Source organism: Streptomyces sp. AB3(2024), from assembly GCF_041862025.1.
Lineage (GTDB): Bacteria > Actinomycetota > Actinomycetes > Streptomycetales > Streptomycetaceae > Streptomyces.
Window position 1 is genome coordinate 1 of record NZ_JBGWAB010000021.1, and the last position, 15,323, is coordinate 15,323.

Here is a 15,323-nt window from a genome sequence, read left to right on the forward strand (position 1 = left end):
CCCCCCCCCCCCCCCCCCCCCCCCCCCCCCCCCCCCCCCCCCCCCCCCCCCCCCCCCCCCCCCCCCCCCCCCCCCCCCCCCCCCCCCCCCCCCCCCCCCCCCCCCGGGCCGGTCGTGTGCTCAGGCCGTCAGGTGCGTGACGACCCGCTCCGCCTGCGGCAGCAGCCACTCCGGAGCGGTCCCCTCGGGCAGCGCCCCGACCTCCTCGATCAGCGCGGCGATCCGGGCGGCGCCCGTCGCAGGCCGTCCCAGCTCCCGATCCGTCCAGGCGGCGTTGTTCAGGCACTGGAAGCGTTCCTGGAGGTACGCGGTCCCGAGCGCGCAGTAGAGCGCGGCCGCCCGCTCCCAGAGCCCGACCTCCTCCAGCCGCAGCGCCTCGATGCCCGCCGCGCCCAGCGTGCCCCGGGCCGGGGAGCCGCCGCTTCCGTCCCGTCCTTCCCGTCCTTCCTGGCTTTCCCGGCCGTCTTCGGCACCGTCCCCGTCCCCGTCGGGGAGTTCGGCAGTGACCCGCCGGTCCAGCACCTGTGCCAGCTGGTGCCAGGTCTGGGCCAGCTCGGACCGCAGCTCCGGATCCTCCGGGTCCAGGGCCAGGGCGCCCTCCAGGACCCCGGCCGCCTCGTCCATCCGGGTCCGGGCGGCGGCCGTCGTCGCGTCCGTGACGGTCTCGCGCAGCCCCAGCCAGGCCAGCGAACGCAGGATCCTGGCCTCGGAGATGACGGCCTCCCCGGTCAGCCGGCGCAGTTCCAGGGCGCGCTCGTAGGCGGCGACGGCCTCCTCGGCCAGACCGGCGTCGGAGAGGCAGTCGGCGGCCGCCTGGGCGAAGCCCGCCTGCGGACGCGGGTCCTCCCAGCCCTGCACCAGCTCCGCCGCCAGCAGGAACTGCTCCGCCGCGCCCCGCGCATCGCGCAGCTCCCGCAGCAGGTTGCCCAGGAAGTCCCGCGCCGAGACGGCCTGGCCCTCACCGTGCTGGAGCAGATCGGCCAGCGTGGACTGGAGCACTTCCGCCGCGTCGGCGGTCCGGCCTTCCCCGGCGTAGGCCCGGGCCAGCAGCAGCCGGGCCTGGGCGCCCCCCTCGGAGGTCAGGCCGGCCTGGTCGAACCAGTGCGCCGCCGTCAGGGCGTGCTCGGCGGCCTCCGCCGCCGAGCCCCGGCGCAGCAGGACGTCCGCGAGGGTGATCCGTACGATGCCCTGCTGCTCGGCGTCGACGACCTCGGCGGCGTGCTCCAGGGCGGACCGCGCCGCCTGCTCGGCCTCCTCGGGCCGCTCCAGCGACACCAGTACCCCGGCCCGCAGCACGAGCGGGTCCACGGCCTCCCACGGACGGTCGGCCTCGACCACCCGGGCCGCGGCGGAGGCCAGCAGGGGCAGGGCCCGGTCGGTGTCGCCCCCGGAGAGTGCCAGCCGGCCCAGCATCTCCTCGGCCTCGGCGGTCAGGTCCGCGAGGTCCGGACCGTAGGCGGCGACGAACGCGCCGAGTTCGGCCACCAGCACCTCGTGGCCGTGCTCCTCCCCGTGCCCGTGGTCGTGGCCATGCCCGTGCTCGTGGCCGTCGCCGTGCCCGTGGTCCTGCGTGCGCGTGGCCTCGACCGTGCGCAGGTACGACTCCACGCGCATCGAGGACAGCTCCGCGAGCGCGATCCGCCGCGTCCGCAGCGGTTCGGCCGGGTCCAGTGCCTCGGCGGCGCGCAGGGCGGTCGCCAGCAGTTCCCGGACCCGCCCCGGCTCCTCCCCGGACTGGGCGGCGACGGTCGCCAGCCGGAGCTCGACGAGGGCCACGCGCTCCGCCCGTCCCAGCGCCCGGTACCGGTCGCGGGCGTCCGCCAGCAGCTGCGGCGCCTCCTTCGCGCCGGCCCGCGCGGCGGCCAGGGCCTGCTGGTCGGCCACGTCGGCGGTGACGAGCGGGTCCGCCTCCGATTCGGGGAGGGCGCAGACCCGTAGGGCCACCTCCGCCCACAGGGCGTCCGCCCCCGGGTGACCCGAGTCGCGTGCGGTGCGGGCCCGCTCCACGAGGGCGTCGAGACCGGCCCCGGGGGGCTGCGGCCGGGCCGGGGCCACGGCCGGCGCGGGGGTCACCGGCACGGCCCGGGGCAGTCCGGCGCTTCGCACCCCCAGCGGGAGGACGCCGAGCAGCGGTTCCCGCCCGATCCGCTCGCGCAGCTCGTCCGAGACCCGGCTGCTGCCGTTGCGGGCGTCGAAGCGGGTGGCGATCGCCAGGGCCTGGCCGTGGAGGATGCCGTACAGCTCGTCGACGGTGCGCGGGGTGCCCTCGTAGGGGACGGACAGGTCCGCGCCGTGCCCGATCCGGTTCAGCCGGTGCAGCAGGACGAGCGCCCCGCCGAAGAACTCCATCTGGGTGTCGACGTCCGCGAGCGGGACGAGGTGGACGGCGTGTTCGGAGAGGATCTCCAGGCCGCGGGCCTCGTTGCCGGTCAGGGCGCAGAACTCGATGTGCTCGCCGATGGAACGCAGCAGGCTTTCCTTGCCCCGGGCCAGGCGGTATCCGCGCAGGTGGTGGGAGCGGGCCTCGTCGGCACGGCCGAGCCGGACGAGGGGCAGCAGGGAGCGCGCGAGGACCCGGTGCGGCTCCTCCATGCAGGTCTGGCCGCCGCCGAGGACCGGCTCCCAGACCTCGATCGCCTTCGCGTCCTCGCCCCGGTCGGCCCAGAACCAGCCCTGGGTGTGGGTCTCGCAGGCGCGGCAGTCGCTCATGGCGTCACGGTCGGCGGCCCGCCACCGGGCGATGGCCCGTTCGGCCCGCTCGCGGTCGCCGGTGGCGTGGGCGAGGTAGAACTCGGACTGGCGCACTGCGCGTTCGCTGTACCCGGCGATCCGGTAGCGCCGTTCCATGTCGTCGAGCCAGCGGGTGACCGTCTCGATGGGGATCTCGGGGGATTCGACGATCCGGCCGGCCACCCACTTGAAGCGCCAGAACAGGGAGTGGGCCGCGGAGCCGTCGAAGGCCGCGGGGTCGCGGTCGTACTCCTGGAGGAGGCGGGCGAACGGGATGACCATGCGGGTGCGTTCGGCGCTGTACTCGTAGGCGTCGATCTGGGTGATCAGCGCGTGGCGGAACAGCGCGGGGTCCCCGCTGACCTCGGCGGCCGCGGTGAGGGCCTCGGCCTGCGCGTTGCGGGCCGCACCGTGGGGCAGGCCGCGGTTCTGCTGCAGTCCCTGCCGGATCTCTTCGTTGGTCATGGCGGTCACTTGCCGTCCTCCTGGTCCGGGGTGGAGTGGGTCGCCCATTCCAGGAGCCCGAGGAAGGCCCGGTTGAGCAGGGTGGAGTCCGCCGGGCGCAGGGGCCGCTGGGACATCAGCAGGGCCTGCCCGTAGAGGGATTCGACTGCCGTGCCGGTCAGGGTGGGGTCGGGGAGGCCCGCGATGCGCCTGATCAGCGGGTTGTTGTGGTTGAGGACCAGGCGGGCCCGGGGGCCGGAGCCGCGCAGGGAGCCGAGGATGCCGCTCCACAGGGAGTCGGCGTTGTCGAGCGCGGCCGTGCGGTCGCGTTCCTGGCGGGCCTGGCGGTCGTCGAGGTAGAGGGCGGGGACGGCCACGGGCTGGAAGGCGCGCAGCACCACGTCGCAGCTCTGGGACTCCAGGCGGGTGCGGGCGGTGGCCAGGAAGCCGGCGAGGGCCAGTTCGACCTCGGTGGCGACGGGGTCGAGGCGTTCGGTGACGGCCCCCGCGTCGAGCTCGGTGACCTTGAGGTCCGGGCGTACGGAGGGCAGCAGCGCCAGCAGGTCGGCGTCGTAGGTGTAGCCGGCGTTGATGACGCCGAGGCCGTGGGCCGCCGCGATCGGGGCGATCTGGCGGAACTCCTCGACGGTGCGGGTGAAGTGGATGTCGGCGTGGGCGGCCGCGAACTCCTCAAGGCTCATCGAGCCGTCGCTGGTCTCGAAGGGCAGCCAGGGCAGCATCAGCGCGAGCAGTTCGCCGTCGTGCCTGGCCAGCGACTTCACGCCGAGGTGGTGGACGCTCAGGAAGGTTGCCAGCCGCTCGGGTTCGCCGGCGGCGAGCTCGGCCAGCCAGGCCCGGATGCGGGCGCCGAGGGCTTCGCGTACGGCGGCCAGGGTCTCGTCGTCGTAGAGGTTCTCGCGGGAGGCGGTGGGGCGCAGCGTGTCGGTGTCGAGGACGACGCGGACGAAGAACGCCCAGTCGGGCAGCAGGTTGTCCGCCTGGTCGGTCAGCAGCATGCCCTTGAGGTGGACGCGGTGTCCGGCCCGGTGGGCGGGGCTGGTCGGGTCGGGCAGGACGTACGCGACGCCGCGGATCCCGGCGACCGGCAGGTCGAGGTCGATGCTGTCGAGGGGGGTGAAGCCGAAGAGGGCGGCGCAGTGTCCGGCGAGCGCGACGCGGCGGGCGGCCGGGGTGGGGAAGGCGCGGTCCCACACGGCGGGCCGGTCGGTGACGGGGCGCGGGGCGCCGCCGAGGCCGTCGTCGAAGGTGATCTCGTAGGGAAGGAGGGAGCCGTAGTCGCGGGCGAGCCGCTCGACCCTGGCGGCTTCGGTCCACTCCTCGGCGCCGAGGCGGGCCTCCAGGTGGACGGTGGTGCCGGGCTCCGGGCGGGCCTCGTGGGGCAGTTCGCGCACGGTGTACGAGCCGTCGTCCGTGGCCAGCCATTCCACGGGAGCGGCCAGGGGGTCGCGGGCGGAGCGGGTGACGACCCTGATCTGGCGGGCGACGACGAAGCAGGCGAGCAGGCCGATGCCGAATTGGCCGAGGAACTCCTGACGGGTGGTTTCCAGGCCGCGGATGTCGGGGTCGGTGCCGTTGCCGCCGCGCTTGGAGCTGCGGCCGATGGTGGCGAGGAGGGAGTGGGCCTCGGCGGCGGTCAGGCCGATGCCGGAGTCCTCGATGGTGACGTGGTCGGCGGACGCGGACAGGCGGATGCGGACCTGCGCGTCGGGTTCGTGGGCGTGGCGGGCGGTGACGGCGTCGACGGCGTTCTGCAGGAGTTCGCGGACGTAGACGCGGGGGCTGGAGTAGAGGTGGTGGGAGAGCAGGTCGACCAGGCCGCGCAGGTCGACCTGGAAGTTGTTCACCTCGGCTGCGGTCGCGGTCGCGGCTGCGGTCGGAGCGGCGGCTTTCGTGCCGCCGGGGAGGTCCGATGAGGAAAGGGAGTCGGACGTCATGGAGTGTCACCTCGCGTGGTCACAGGGATGGTCGGTGATCGCGAGGTGCCCCCCTCACTGATCCCGGAACGAGAACAGATTAGGGGGATGATCCGACAGTCATCCCGTGAATTCCCGCTCGCCCGCTCCTACTTGTGCAGGGTTATCGAAAACGCAGGAATTCCGGAGGCACGGCGTCCGCCAGCCACACCCCGTTGGCGCTGATGCGGAACACGTGCCCGGCCGCGCGCATCGCGCCGGCGTCCACCGTCAGCACCACGGGCCGGCCCCGGCGTGCCCCCACGCGCGTCGCTGTCTCGCGGTCGGGTGACAGGTGCACGTGGTGGCGGGCCATGGGGCGCAGGCCTTCGGCGCGGATGGCGTCCAGGGCCGTGGCGACGGTGCCGTGGTAGAGGTACGCGGGCGGTTCGGCCTCCGGCAGGCCCAGGTCCACCGCCACCGTGTGCCCCTGGCTGGCCCTGATGCGGGTGCCGTCGACGGCGAAGCGCTGCTTGTCGTTGGAGGCGACCACGTGGTCGAGTTCGGCCCGGGTGAAGCGGAATCCGTGGGCCGCGGCGGCGTGCAGAAGATCGTCGATCTCCACCCACCCCTGGGTATCGAGCACCAGTCCGATGCGATCCGGCTGATGCCGCAGGTGTTTCGAGACGTATTTGGACACCTTCACGGTGCGTTTGTCGTCCATGGCCCCAGCTTGCGGGGTCGGGACGGACAAGAGCAGCGATTTTTGGCCGCCCCGTTGAACGCGGACCCCCTCTATCGCGTTTCCAAGATACGGAATACATTTTCCGCTGAACTGCTGCCCACAGGGAGAAACTATGACAAATAAGGCTTCACTGCTACGGCGCGCGACTGCTGAGCTCATCGGCACCGCGAGCCTGCTCGTGGTGGTGATCGGTTCCGGCATCCAGGCCGCGTCCCTCAGCCGTGACACGGGAGTGGCCCTCGTCGCCAACTCGCTCGCCTCCGCCATCGGCCTCGGGTTGATCATCACCCTCTTCGGGCCGCTGTCCGGAGCCCACCTCAACCCGGTCGTCACCCTGACGGCGTGGTGGGCCCGTCGCACCGGCGGCGAGGGGCTCGACGTCCGGGAGGCCCTCGTCTACGCCACCGCCCAGACCGCCGGGGCCATCGGCGGGGCAGTGCTCGCCGAGGTGATGTTCGGCCGCACCCCCGGGGAGTTCTCCACACAGGTCCGCGACGGCGGTCACCTGCTGATCGGGGAGACCGTCGCCACCGCCGGCCTGGTCCTGGTCATCCAGGGGCTCGGCCGCATTGGACGGTCCCGGCTGATCCCGTCCGCCGTCGCCGCGTACATCGCCGCCGCGATCTGGTTCACCTCCTCGGGGTCGTTCGCCAACCCCGCGGGCACCGTCGGGCGGGCCTTCAGTGACTCCTTCACCGGCATCGCCCCGCAGTCGCTGCCCGGCTTCGTCGCGGCCCAGCTGCTGGGAGGCTGCGTAGGCCTCGCCCTGGCCACCCTCCTCTACGGACGTGACCGCGGCGCCCGGTCGGCCGAGCGCGTGCAGGCCACCGGACCGGCCGGACCGCTCGCTCCGGACGAGGAGAAACCGGTGGCCGATATCACCCGCACCGGCCCCGCTTTCGAGGCCGTGGTCTGAGGATCAGGCCGGGTTCCCCACAGCCGAACGGGAGTTGTCCACAGCTGTTTCGGTGGGTTTCGGTGACAAGGGTGTGATTCGCCCTGTGGACTGCTGATCGAGCACTATCGGCCGCCCTTGCTGACCAGATCGTTCATGGTCCGTGCCTGGAGCTCGCGTTCCGTCGCGGCCCGGACGAACTCCGCCACGTGCGCGGACCCCACCAGTTCCTGCACCGCCCGCACCGTCTCGGCGGGCAGGGCCACCGGCGCCGGGCCCGAGGGCTGCGCCCCGCCGGCGGCCCCCAGGTGCCGCTGGAGGTGCCGGGTCGCGAAGAGCCGCATCGCCCGCGCCAGCTCGGCATCCACCGTCTGCTGGGCCAGGGGCCGCAACCTGCGCACCATCGTCGCCGCCTCCGCCGCGTCCGCGTCGGTCGGCGGCACCTGACCGAGGTAGCGGGCGAAGACGTGCTCGGTGGTGAACTCCAGGAAGCGGGAGGCTATGTGTTCGACCTGCCCGCGCAGCTCGCGCAGGTGTCCGGTGATCGCCACCAGCGGTACCCCGGCCGCGTACAGCTCGGCCGCGACCGCCAGCTCCTGCGGTGACGGCACCAGGAACTCGTCCGGGCGCCCCGCGATCCGCTCCAGCACCCCCAGCTCGCAGGCCTCGTCCACGGCGTCGTCGTCGGGCCGGCCCCCGAACCGCTCGTTGAGGTCGGCCCGGCTGATGCGGGCCGCCTCCTCGTCGGTCCACGGTCCGTGCACCTCGGCCACCAGGCCGAGTACGCCGCCCAGTCCGCGCCCCGCGTCCCAGGCCTCCAGCAACTCCTTGATGGAGGCCAGGGTGTAGCCGCGGTCCAGCAGGTCCGCGATCTGCCGCAGCCGCGCCAGATGCGTGTCCCGGTAGACGTTGGACCGGCCGCGGCGCTCCGGCTTCGGAAGCAGACCGCGGTCCTGGTACGCCCGGATCGTGCGTACCGTCGCTCCGCTGTGGTGGGCCAGATCCTCGATCCGGTACTCGGCTACCGCCTGATCGGACAATCCCGGCTCCCTACGACATGGCGGCTCGCCCGACCGCGCCCGCCGCGGTCCGGGCGGCAGGAGACGCCGCCAGGCACTCGACCGCCCTGCGCAGCGAGCCCTCCTGCGAGGGATGGTACGACCGCCGGGAGGAGCGGGGTATGGCCGTGCCCGGCTCTCTCCACGCCGGGCTCGCTCCCCCGGCCGCGGCCCGGCCCCGTCCGTCCCCGCTCACAGCCGGGGCTCCACCCTCGCGATCCGCCGCAGCGCGCGCGGCGCGAAACGGGACATCCACAGGGCGCCCTTGGACTCCGGGGTCACCGGCACCACCGCCTGGTTCTTCACCACGGCCAGCAGGATCGCGTCGGCGACCTTCTCCGGCGGGAAGTTGCGCAGCCCGTACAGCCGCGAGGAGCGCTCCTGACGGCGCTTCTCCTCGGCCGCGTCCACCCCGGCGAACCGCGAGGTGGCGGTGATGTTGGTGTTGACGATTCCCGGGCAGATCGCCGAGACGCCGATCGACTTGCCGGCGAGCTCCGCGCGCAGGCACTCGCTCAGCATCAGCACCGCCGCCTTGGAGGTGCTGTAGGCGGGCAGGGTCCGGGAGGGCAGGTAGGCGGCGGCGGAGGCGGTGTTGACGATGTGGCCCCCCTGGTCGCGCTCGGCCATCTGCTTCCCGAAGATCCGGCAGCCGTGGATGACACCCCACAGGTTGACGTCGAGGACCTTCTTCCAGTCCTCGGAGGTGGTCTCCAGGAAGGAGCCCGACAGCCCGATCCCGGCGTTGTTCACGAGGACGTCGACGATGCCGTACTCGGTGGCGACCTTCGCCGCGAGCTTCTCCATCGCCTGCTCGTCGCTGACGTCGACGCACTCGCCCCAGGCGTCGGCCGCACCGACCAGCCGGGCCATCTCGGCGGTGCGCGCCGCGCCCTCGGCGTCCCGGTCCACGGCCACGACCCGGGCCCCGGCCTCGGCGAACGCGAACGCGGTGGCCCGTCCGATGCCGCTGGCGGCGCCCGTGACCAGCACCAGCCGGCCGCCGAACCGGTCGGAGTGGCGGCCGGGGGCCTTCTGCCGCGGTGCCCGCGCGGCCGGTTCCTCCCGTGCGGTCACGAACTCGGAGATCCACGACGCCACCTGGTCCGGCCGGGTCCGCGGGATCCAGTGCTTGGCGGGCAGGGTCCGCCGCAGCAGGTCCGGGGCCCACAGCTCCGTGTCGTCGTAGAGCCGCTCGGAGAGGAACGCGTCCCCGGTCGGCACGATCAGCTGCACCGGTACGTGCGCGTAGGCGTCGGTGCGCGGCCGGCGCATCCGCGGCCGGACGTTGTCGCGGTAGAGCCAGGCTCCGTGCGCCGCGTCCTCGCGGAGCGAGGCGGTCGGATAGGAGCTGTCCGAGAGCTTCTCCGTCCGCTGGAGGATCTTCGGCCAGCGCTTGCCGAGCGGCCCGCGCCAGGCCAGCTCCGGCAGCACCGGGGTGTGCAGCATGCCGACGTACCAGGACTTCACGCCCTGGTTCAGCAGCTGGGCGGCCCGCCGCGGGGTCGGCCGCGTCATCCGCTTCTTGATCCAGTGCCCGAAGTGGTCGAGCGAGGGGCCCGACATGGAGGTGAAGGAGGCGATCCTCCCCTCGGTGCGGGCGACCGTGGCGAACTCCCAGCCCTGTACGGAGCCCCAGTCGTGGCCGACCAGGTGCACCGGGCGGTCCGGGCTGACCGCGTCCGCCACGGCCAGGAAGTCGTCGGTCAGCTTCTCCAGGGTGAAGCCCCCGCGCAGCGGCACCGGCGCAGAGGAGCGCCCGTGCCCGCGTACGTCGTACAGGACCACGTGGAAGCGGGACGCGAGCCGCTCCGCGACCTCCGACCAGACCTCCTTGCTGTCCGGGTAGCCGTGCACCAGCACCACGGTCGGACGGTCCGTCTCCCCGAGCTCCGCGACGCACAGTTCGATGCCGCCGGTGCTCACCCAGCGCTCCCGGGCGCCCGCCAGTGCCGTACCGCTCATCGCGCTCATGCCGCCTTCTCCTCAGCCCAGCGCCGCACGTGCGGCAGGTCGTCGTCCAGCCAGAACGCGCTCTCCTCGGGGTCCCGGGAGTCGGTGACCACCAGGATCTCCTCGAACTTCGCGCCGGTCCCCCGGAAGCCCAGGTGCGGCTCCACCGCCCACAGGCCGGGCTGCGGCGGGTGGTCGGAGAAGTGGTACGGACTCCACAGCGGGGACCAGCCCTCGCGGTGCCCGTGCAGGGCGTCCGAGACCAGTCCCCTGAGGGACTGCGTACCGAACCCGAACGCGGTCGGGGACCAGCGCCGCTCCGCGACGCGGTCGATCTTGTGCGCGATGACGCCGAAGGGGTAGGCCCGGTGGCGGTTGGCGTACCCCTGGCGGGTCATCAGCCGCTCGACGTTCTCGTAGATCTCCCGGAGGGAACGGCGTTCGCGCACCTGCTCCAGGATCAGCTCCCGGTGCGGGCGCAGGTCGGACATCAGCCGGTCCTGCACGGGGTGCAGGCCGAGGCTGCCGGAGTACCCGATGTCGGCGGCGTATCCCCGGTACACGGGGGCCATGTCGAGGATGAACGGCATGCCCGGCTCCAGCTTCCGCCCCGTCGGGAAGAACTGGAGGGGGATCTTGAAGTTCGCGAAGGCGGTGCGGTCGCCGAACCAGGCGAAGGGCAGGTGGAACCAGTCCCGCACCCCGCGCTCGCGCAGCCAGTCGCGCTGCATCCGGGCCGCCTCCCGCTCGGTCACGCCGGGCCGGAGCTGCGCCGCCACGGTCTCGGCGCACTCGTAGGCGAGGCGCTGGACCTCTCTGAACCCGCGCAGTCCGTCGGAGAGTCCTGCCCGGTCGTGCGCGGTGCGTTGCTTGGTTTCCCCAGCCATGCCAGCCGTCCGTCCTGTAGGCGTGCGCGCCCGTAACTTGACACTGATGAATGTGACAATGACCGGAGATCACGTCAAGGCCCGTGCACGGACCTGTGGACAAACTTGTCCGGGCCATGCCCAAGCGCCCACGGTGCCCGCCGGCGGCCGGGCCGGCATCAGCCTTGGGTCAGGGCCCGTAGTCCTCAAGGCGGATACGTGATCCCGCTCCAGGTCTGACGATCCGGCCCGTCCGCGGCACTAACGTCGAACGCGTGACTGTCATCGCGACCGAAAGCCTGAGCAAGCGGTACCCCCGAGTGACCGCCCTCGACCGGCTCTCCCTGGACATCGGGCCCGGAGTGACCGGGCTTGTGGGCGCCAACGGAGCCGGCAAGTCCACGCTGATCAAGATCCTGCTCGGACTGTCCCCCGCCACCGAGGGCCGCGCCGCCGTGCTCGGACTCGACGTCGCCACGCATGGCAGCGCCATCCGTGAACGCGTCGGCTACATGCCCGAACACGACTGCCTGCCACCCGACGTCTCCGCCACGGAGTTCGTCGTCCACATGGCGCGCATGTCGGGGCTGCCGCCGACCGCGGCCCGCGAGCGCACGGCCGACACCCTGCGCCACGTCGGGCTGTACGAGGAGCGCTACCGCCCCATCGGCGGCTACTCCACCGGCATGAAGCAGCGGGTCAAACTGGCCCAGGCGCTCGTCCACGACCCGCAGCTGGTCCTCCTCGACGAGCCGACCAACGGTCTGGACCCGGTCGGCCGCGACGAGATGCTCGGCCTGATCCGCCGCATCCACACCGACTTCGGCATCTCCGTCCTGGTCACCTCCCACCTCCTCGGCGAGCTGGAGCGGACCTGCGACCACGTGGTCGTCGTCGACGGCGGCAAGCTGCTGCGCTCCAGCTCCACCAGCGACTTCACCCAGACCACCACCACCCTGGCGGTCGAGGTCACCGACTCCGACGTGCACCCGGATGGCTCCGCCGCCGTGCGTGCGGCGCTCACCGCGGCGGGCATCGTCCTGCACGCGGGCGAGGAGCAGGGCCTGCCCGGCGCCGGCCACATCCTCCTGGTCGAGGCCACCGGCGAGGACACGTACGACACCGTCCGCGACACCGTCGCCGACCTCGGGCTCGGCCTGGTCCGCATGGAGCAGCGCCGCCACCACATCGCCGAGGTCTTCCGCGACGGCGACCGGGCCGCGCAGGCCGCCGCGGCCGCCGTGCCCGTCCCGCAGTTCCAGACCCAGCAGAAGGGAGCCGGTTCCGATGGCGCCTGACACCTCGACCCAGATCCACAACATCGGCTACCGGTCCTACGACGGCCCTCGCCTCGGACGCGCCTACGCCCGCACCTCCCTCTTCTCGCAGTCCCTCCGGGGCGCGTACGGACTCGGCCGCTCCGCCAAGTCCAAGGTGCTGCCGATGATCCTCTTCGCGGTGATGTGCGTCCCCGCGCTGATCATCGTCGCGGTGGCGATCGCCGTTCCCGGCTCCACCGACCTGCCGATCAAGTACACGACGTACGCCCTGACCACCCAGGTGATCATCGGCCTCTACCTCGCCTCCCAGGCACCCCAGTCGGTCTCCCGGGACCTGCGCTTCAAGACCGTGCCGCTGTACTTCTCGCGGCCGATCGAGCGGGTCGACTACGTCGTGGCCAAGTACGCGGCCATGGCCTCGGCCCTCTTCATCCTCACCGCCACCCCGCTGCTGATCATGTGGATCGGCTCGTTGCTGGCGAAGTTCGACTTCGCCGACCAGACCAAGGGATTCGGGCAGGGACTGGTGTCCGTACTGCTGCTGTCGCTGCTCTTCGCGGGACTCGGCCTGGTCATGGCCGCGCTCACCCCGCGCCGCGGGTTCGGCGTCGCCGCCGTCATCGGCCTGCTCCTGATTCCCTACGGCGCCGTCACGGCGGTGCAGGGCGTGGCCTACAACACCGGCCACACCGCGGCCATCGACTGGATGGGCCTGTTCTCCCCCATCACCCTGATCGACGGCGTGCAGACCGCCTTCCTCGGCGCGACCTCCGCCTTCCCCGGCGGCGAGGGCCCCTCCGCCGGGGTCGGCGCCGTCTACCTGCTCGTCGCCCTCGGCCTCATCGTCGGCTCATACGCCGCCCTGATGGCCCGATACCGGAAGGCCGGGCTGTGACCATCATCGACATCGACCACACCTCCCGCTGGTTCGGGAACGTCGTCGCCGTCAACGACGTGACCATGCGCATCGGTCCCGGCGTCACCGGCCTGCTGGGCCCCAACGGCGCCGGGAAGTCCACCCTCATCAACATGATGGGCGGCTTCCTCGCCCCCTCCACGGGCACCGTGACCCTCGACGGCGCGCCGATCTGGCGCAACGAGCAGGTCTACAAGCAGATCGGCGTCGTCCCCGAGCGCGAGGCGATGTACGACTTCCTCACCGGCCGGGAGTTCGTCGTCGCCAACGCCGAGCTCCACGGGCTCGACGCCGCGGACGCCCAGCGGGCGCTCGCCACCGTCGAGATGGAGTACGCGCAGGACCGCAAGATCTCCACGTACTCCAAGGGCATGCGCCAGCGCGTGAAGATGGCCTCCGCGCTCGTCCACGACCCCTCGGTCCTACTCCTCGACGAGCCCTTCAACGGCATGGACCCGCGCCAGCGCATGCAGCTCATGGACCTGCTGCGGCGCATGGGCGACGAGGGCCGCACCGTGCTGTTCTCCTCCCACATCCTGGAGGAGGTCGAGCAGCTCGCCTCCCACATCGAGGTGGTGGTCGCCGGCCGGCACGCGGCCTCCGGCGACTTCCGCAAGATCCGCCGCCTGATGACGGACCGCCCCCACCGCTACCTCATCCGCTCCTCCGACGACCGGGCCCTCGCCGCGGCCCTGATCGCCGACCCGTCCACGGCCGGTATCGAGGTCGACCTGAAGGAAGGCGCCCTGCGCGTCCAGGCCGTCGACTTCGGGCGCTTCACCGAGCTGCTGCCGCAGGTCGCCCGCGCGCACGGCATCCGGCTGCTGACGGTCTCGCCCTCCGACGAGTCCCTCGAGTCGGTCTTTTCCTACCTCGTCGCGGCCTGAAGGAGCTGGCACCCATGTACAACCCCACCGTCGCCCGGCTCACCTACCGGGCCCTGCTCGGCCGCCGCCGAGCGCTGATCCTCTTCGCGCTGCCCGCCCTGCTGATCGTCATCGCCGTCGCGGTCCGCGGCTTCACCGGCGTGGACGACAAGGTGGCGGCCGACCTGCTCGGCGGCTTCGCCCTCGCGACGATGGTCCCGCTGATCGGCGTCATCGCCGGCACCGGAGCCATCGGACCCGAGATCGACGACGGATCGATCGTCTACCTGCTCTCCAAGCCGGTGAAGCGCCCGACGATCATCCTGACCAAGCTGATCGTCGCGATCGCCGTCACGATGGCCTTCTCCGCCATCCCGACCCTGATCGCGGGCTTCATCCTCAACGGCAACGGCCAGCAGATCGCCGTGGCCTACACGGTCGCCGCGCTCGTCGCCTCGATCGCCTACAGCGCCCTGTTCCTGCTGCTGGGCACGGTCAGCCGGCACGCGGTCGTCTTCGGCCTGGTCTACGCCCTGATCTGGGAGTCCCTCTTCGGCAGCCTGGTCTCCGGGGCCAAGACCCTCAGCGTCCAGCAGTGGTCCCTCGCCCTGGCCGAGAAGGTGGCCGGACAGGGGTACGTGGACGCGAGCGTCGGCCTGCCCACCGCCGTGGTCCTGCTGATCGTGGTCACCGTCGGCGCCACCGCGTACGCGGGCCAGAAGCTGCGCCGCCTCACCCTCGCCGGCGAGGAGTAGGGCCCCCGCGCAACCCGTGCCCCGCCCGGCCCACCGGCCAGGCGGGGCACCGTCGTACACGGCATCATCGATGCATGATCGAGCACACCGAGCCCGAGCCGTCCAGGCCCCTGCGGTCCTGGATACGTGCCTCGCCCGGAACCCACATCTGGCTGCTCATCATCGCCGTCACCAGTGTCGTCGTCGTGATCGCGCCCGACCGGGTCGAGCACGTCCTGCTCCACCGCAACAGCAGCAACATCCACGAACTGGTCAAACACCCGATACGGGCCCTGATCAGCAGTGCCTTCTGGATCGAGGACCCGGCCTCCCTCGCCCTGTACGCCGTGCTCTTCGAGCTCTTCCACGCCACCGTCGAGCGCTGGCTCGGAACCCTGCGCTGGCTCGTGATCGTCGCGACCGCCCACGTCGTCGCCACCCTCGTCAGCCAGAAGTTCCTCCTGATGGCCATCCAGGACAACCGTGCGCCGCACAGCATGACCCACGTCGTCGACATCGGCGTCAGCTACGGCATCGCGGCCTCCGTCGGCGTTCTGACCTACCGGCTCCCGGGCCCCTGGAGATGGCTGTACCTCGCCGGAGCCGTGGCCTTCTTCGGCCTCCCGCTGCTCACCGGCGGTACTTTCACCGACCTCGGCCACGCCATCTCGCTCGCCGTCGGGCTGCTCGCCTGGCCGCTGACCCTGCACCCGGACCCCCGCCCGGCAGCCGCCGCCTCCTGACGTCCGGCCGATGTTTCACGTGAAACACCGGCTCCGCCCTCCGCGCCGCCGGGAAATTCGCTGGTACGGGTCCTGCGCCCCCGGCAGAGTGAGGGGTGCGGGGAGCAACAAAAGGTCCGGGGCAGCCACTTCGAGCGCGCCTCGCGGCGCGGGCCGTCCCGGACCTCTCGTACCCCTACA

At 72.4% G+C, this 15,323-nt stretch carries 12 protein-coding genes; 6 read left to right on the plus strand and 6 right to left on the minus strand.

Features of this window, described 5'->3' with window-relative positions; all coding sequences use genetic code 11:
• Positions 1 to 120: 120 nt before the first annotated feature.
• The 3 genes from ACEPPI_RS11790 to ACEPPI_RS11800 all read right to left on the minus strand — a co-directional run bounded on the left by ACEPPI_RS11790 (position 121) and on the right by ACEPPI_RS11800 (position 5,811).
• On the minus strand, positions 121 to 3,204 hold the full coding sequence (locus ACEPPI_RS11790) for a tetratricopeptide repeat protein (RefSeq protein WP_373915180.1): 3,084 nt from the start codon (positions 3,202 to 3,204) through the stop codon (positions 121 to 123).
• Positions 3,201 to 5,129, minus strand: coding sequence for an HSP90 family protein (locus ACEPPI_RS11795; protein WP_373915181.1), 1,929 nt, complete (start codon positions 5,127 to 5,129; stop codon positions 3,201 to 3,203). Before ACEPPI_RS11795 ends, ACEPPI_RS11790 begins: the two co-directional genes overlap by 4 nt.
• A gap of 142 nt (positions 5,130 to 5,271) precedes the next feature.
• The gene (locus tag ACEPPI_RS11800; RefSeq protein WP_373915182.1) at positions 5,272 to 5,811 is read right to left on the minus strand and encodes an RNA 2'-phosphotransferase; all 540 of its coding nucleotides are present in this window, start codon (positions 5,809 to 5,811) and stop codon (positions 5,272 to 5,274) included.
• A 133-nt stretch (positions 5,812 to 5,944) separates the two neighbouring features.
• On the opposite strand from ACEPPI_RS11800, the gene ACEPPI_RS11805 reads away from it, so the two are divergent.
• Positions 5,945 to 6,748: an aquaporin gene (locus ACEPPI_RS11805; RefSeq protein ID WP_373915183.1), complete on the plus strand. Its 804-nt coding sequence runs from the start codon at positions 5,945 to 5,947 to the stop codon at positions 6,746 to 6,748.
• Between the two features lie 104 nt (positions 6,749 to 6,852).
• Here the strand turns inward: ACEPPI_RS11805 and ACEPPI_RS11810 are convergent, their stop codons facing one another.
• From ACEPPI_RS11810 to ACEPPI_RS11820, 3 genes are all read right to left on the minus strand, one after another.
• Positions 6,853 to 7,767, minus strand: coding sequence for a MerR family transcriptional regulator (locus ACEPPI_RS11810; RefSeq protein WP_371677595.1), 915 nt, complete (start codon positions 7,765 to 7,767; stop codon positions 6,853 to 6,855).
• 210 nt (positions 7,768 to 7,977) lie between these two features.
• Positions 7,978 to 9,750 (minus strand): SDR family oxidoreductase, encoded by a 1,773-nt coding sequence (locus ACEPPI_RS11815; RefSeq protein WP_373915253.1) that lies wholly within the window; start codon positions 9,748 to 9,750, stop codon positions 7,978 to 7,980.
• A gap of 5 nt (positions 9,751 to 9,755) precedes the next feature.
• Positions 9,756 to 10,625: a M24 family metallopeptidase gene (locus tag ACEPPI_RS11820; protein WP_373915184.1), complete on the minus strand. Its 870-nt coding sequence runs from the start codon at positions 10,623 to 10,625 to the stop codon at positions 9,756 to 9,758.
• A 254-nt stretch (positions 10,626 to 10,879) separates the two neighbouring features.
• Here ACEPPI_RS11820 and ACEPPI_RS11825 point away from each other — a divergent pair, with 254 nt between their 5' ends.
• The 5 genes from ACEPPI_RS11825 (at position 10,880) to ACEPPI_RS11845 (ending at position 15,143) form a co-directional block, all read left to right on the plus strand.
• Entirely contained in the window at positions 10,880 to 11,902 is a 1,023-nt protein-coding gene (locus ACEPPI_RS11825) for an ABC transporter ATP-binding protein (RefSeq protein ID WP_373915185.1), read from the plus strand.
• On the plus strand, positions 11,892 to 12,779 hold the full coding sequence (locus ACEPPI_RS11830; protein ID WP_373915186.1) for an ABC transporter permease subunit: 888 nt from the start codon (positions 11,892 to 11,894) through the stop codon (positions 12,777 to 12,779). The genes ACEPPI_RS11825 and ACEPPI_RS11830 overlap by 11 nt, the downstream gene beginning before the upstream one ends.
• Positions 12,776 to 13,687, plus strand: coding sequence for an ABC transporter ATP-binding protein (locus tag ACEPPI_RS11835; protein WP_280919800.1), 912 nt, complete (start codon positions 12,776 to 12,778; stop codon positions 13,685 to 13,687). The genes ACEPPI_RS11830 and ACEPPI_RS11835 overlap by 4 nt, the downstream gene beginning before the upstream one ends.
• Before the next feature lie 14 nt (positions 13,688 to 13,701).
• The gene (locus ACEPPI_RS11840) at positions 13,702 to 14,421 is read left to right on the plus strand and encodes an ABC transporter permease (protein WP_373915187.1); all 720 of its coding nucleotides are present in this window, start codon (positions 13,702 to 13,704) and stop codon (positions 14,419 to 14,421) included.
• Positions 14,422 to 14,495: 74 nt separating this feature from the next.
• On the plus strand, positions 14,496 to 15,143 hold the full coding sequence (locus tag ACEPPI_RS11845; protein WP_373915188.1) for a rhomboid-like protein: 648 nt from the start codon (positions 14,496 to 14,498) through the stop codon (positions 15,141 to 15,143).
• The last annotated feature ends 180 nt before the right edge of the window (positions 15,144 to 15,323 follow it).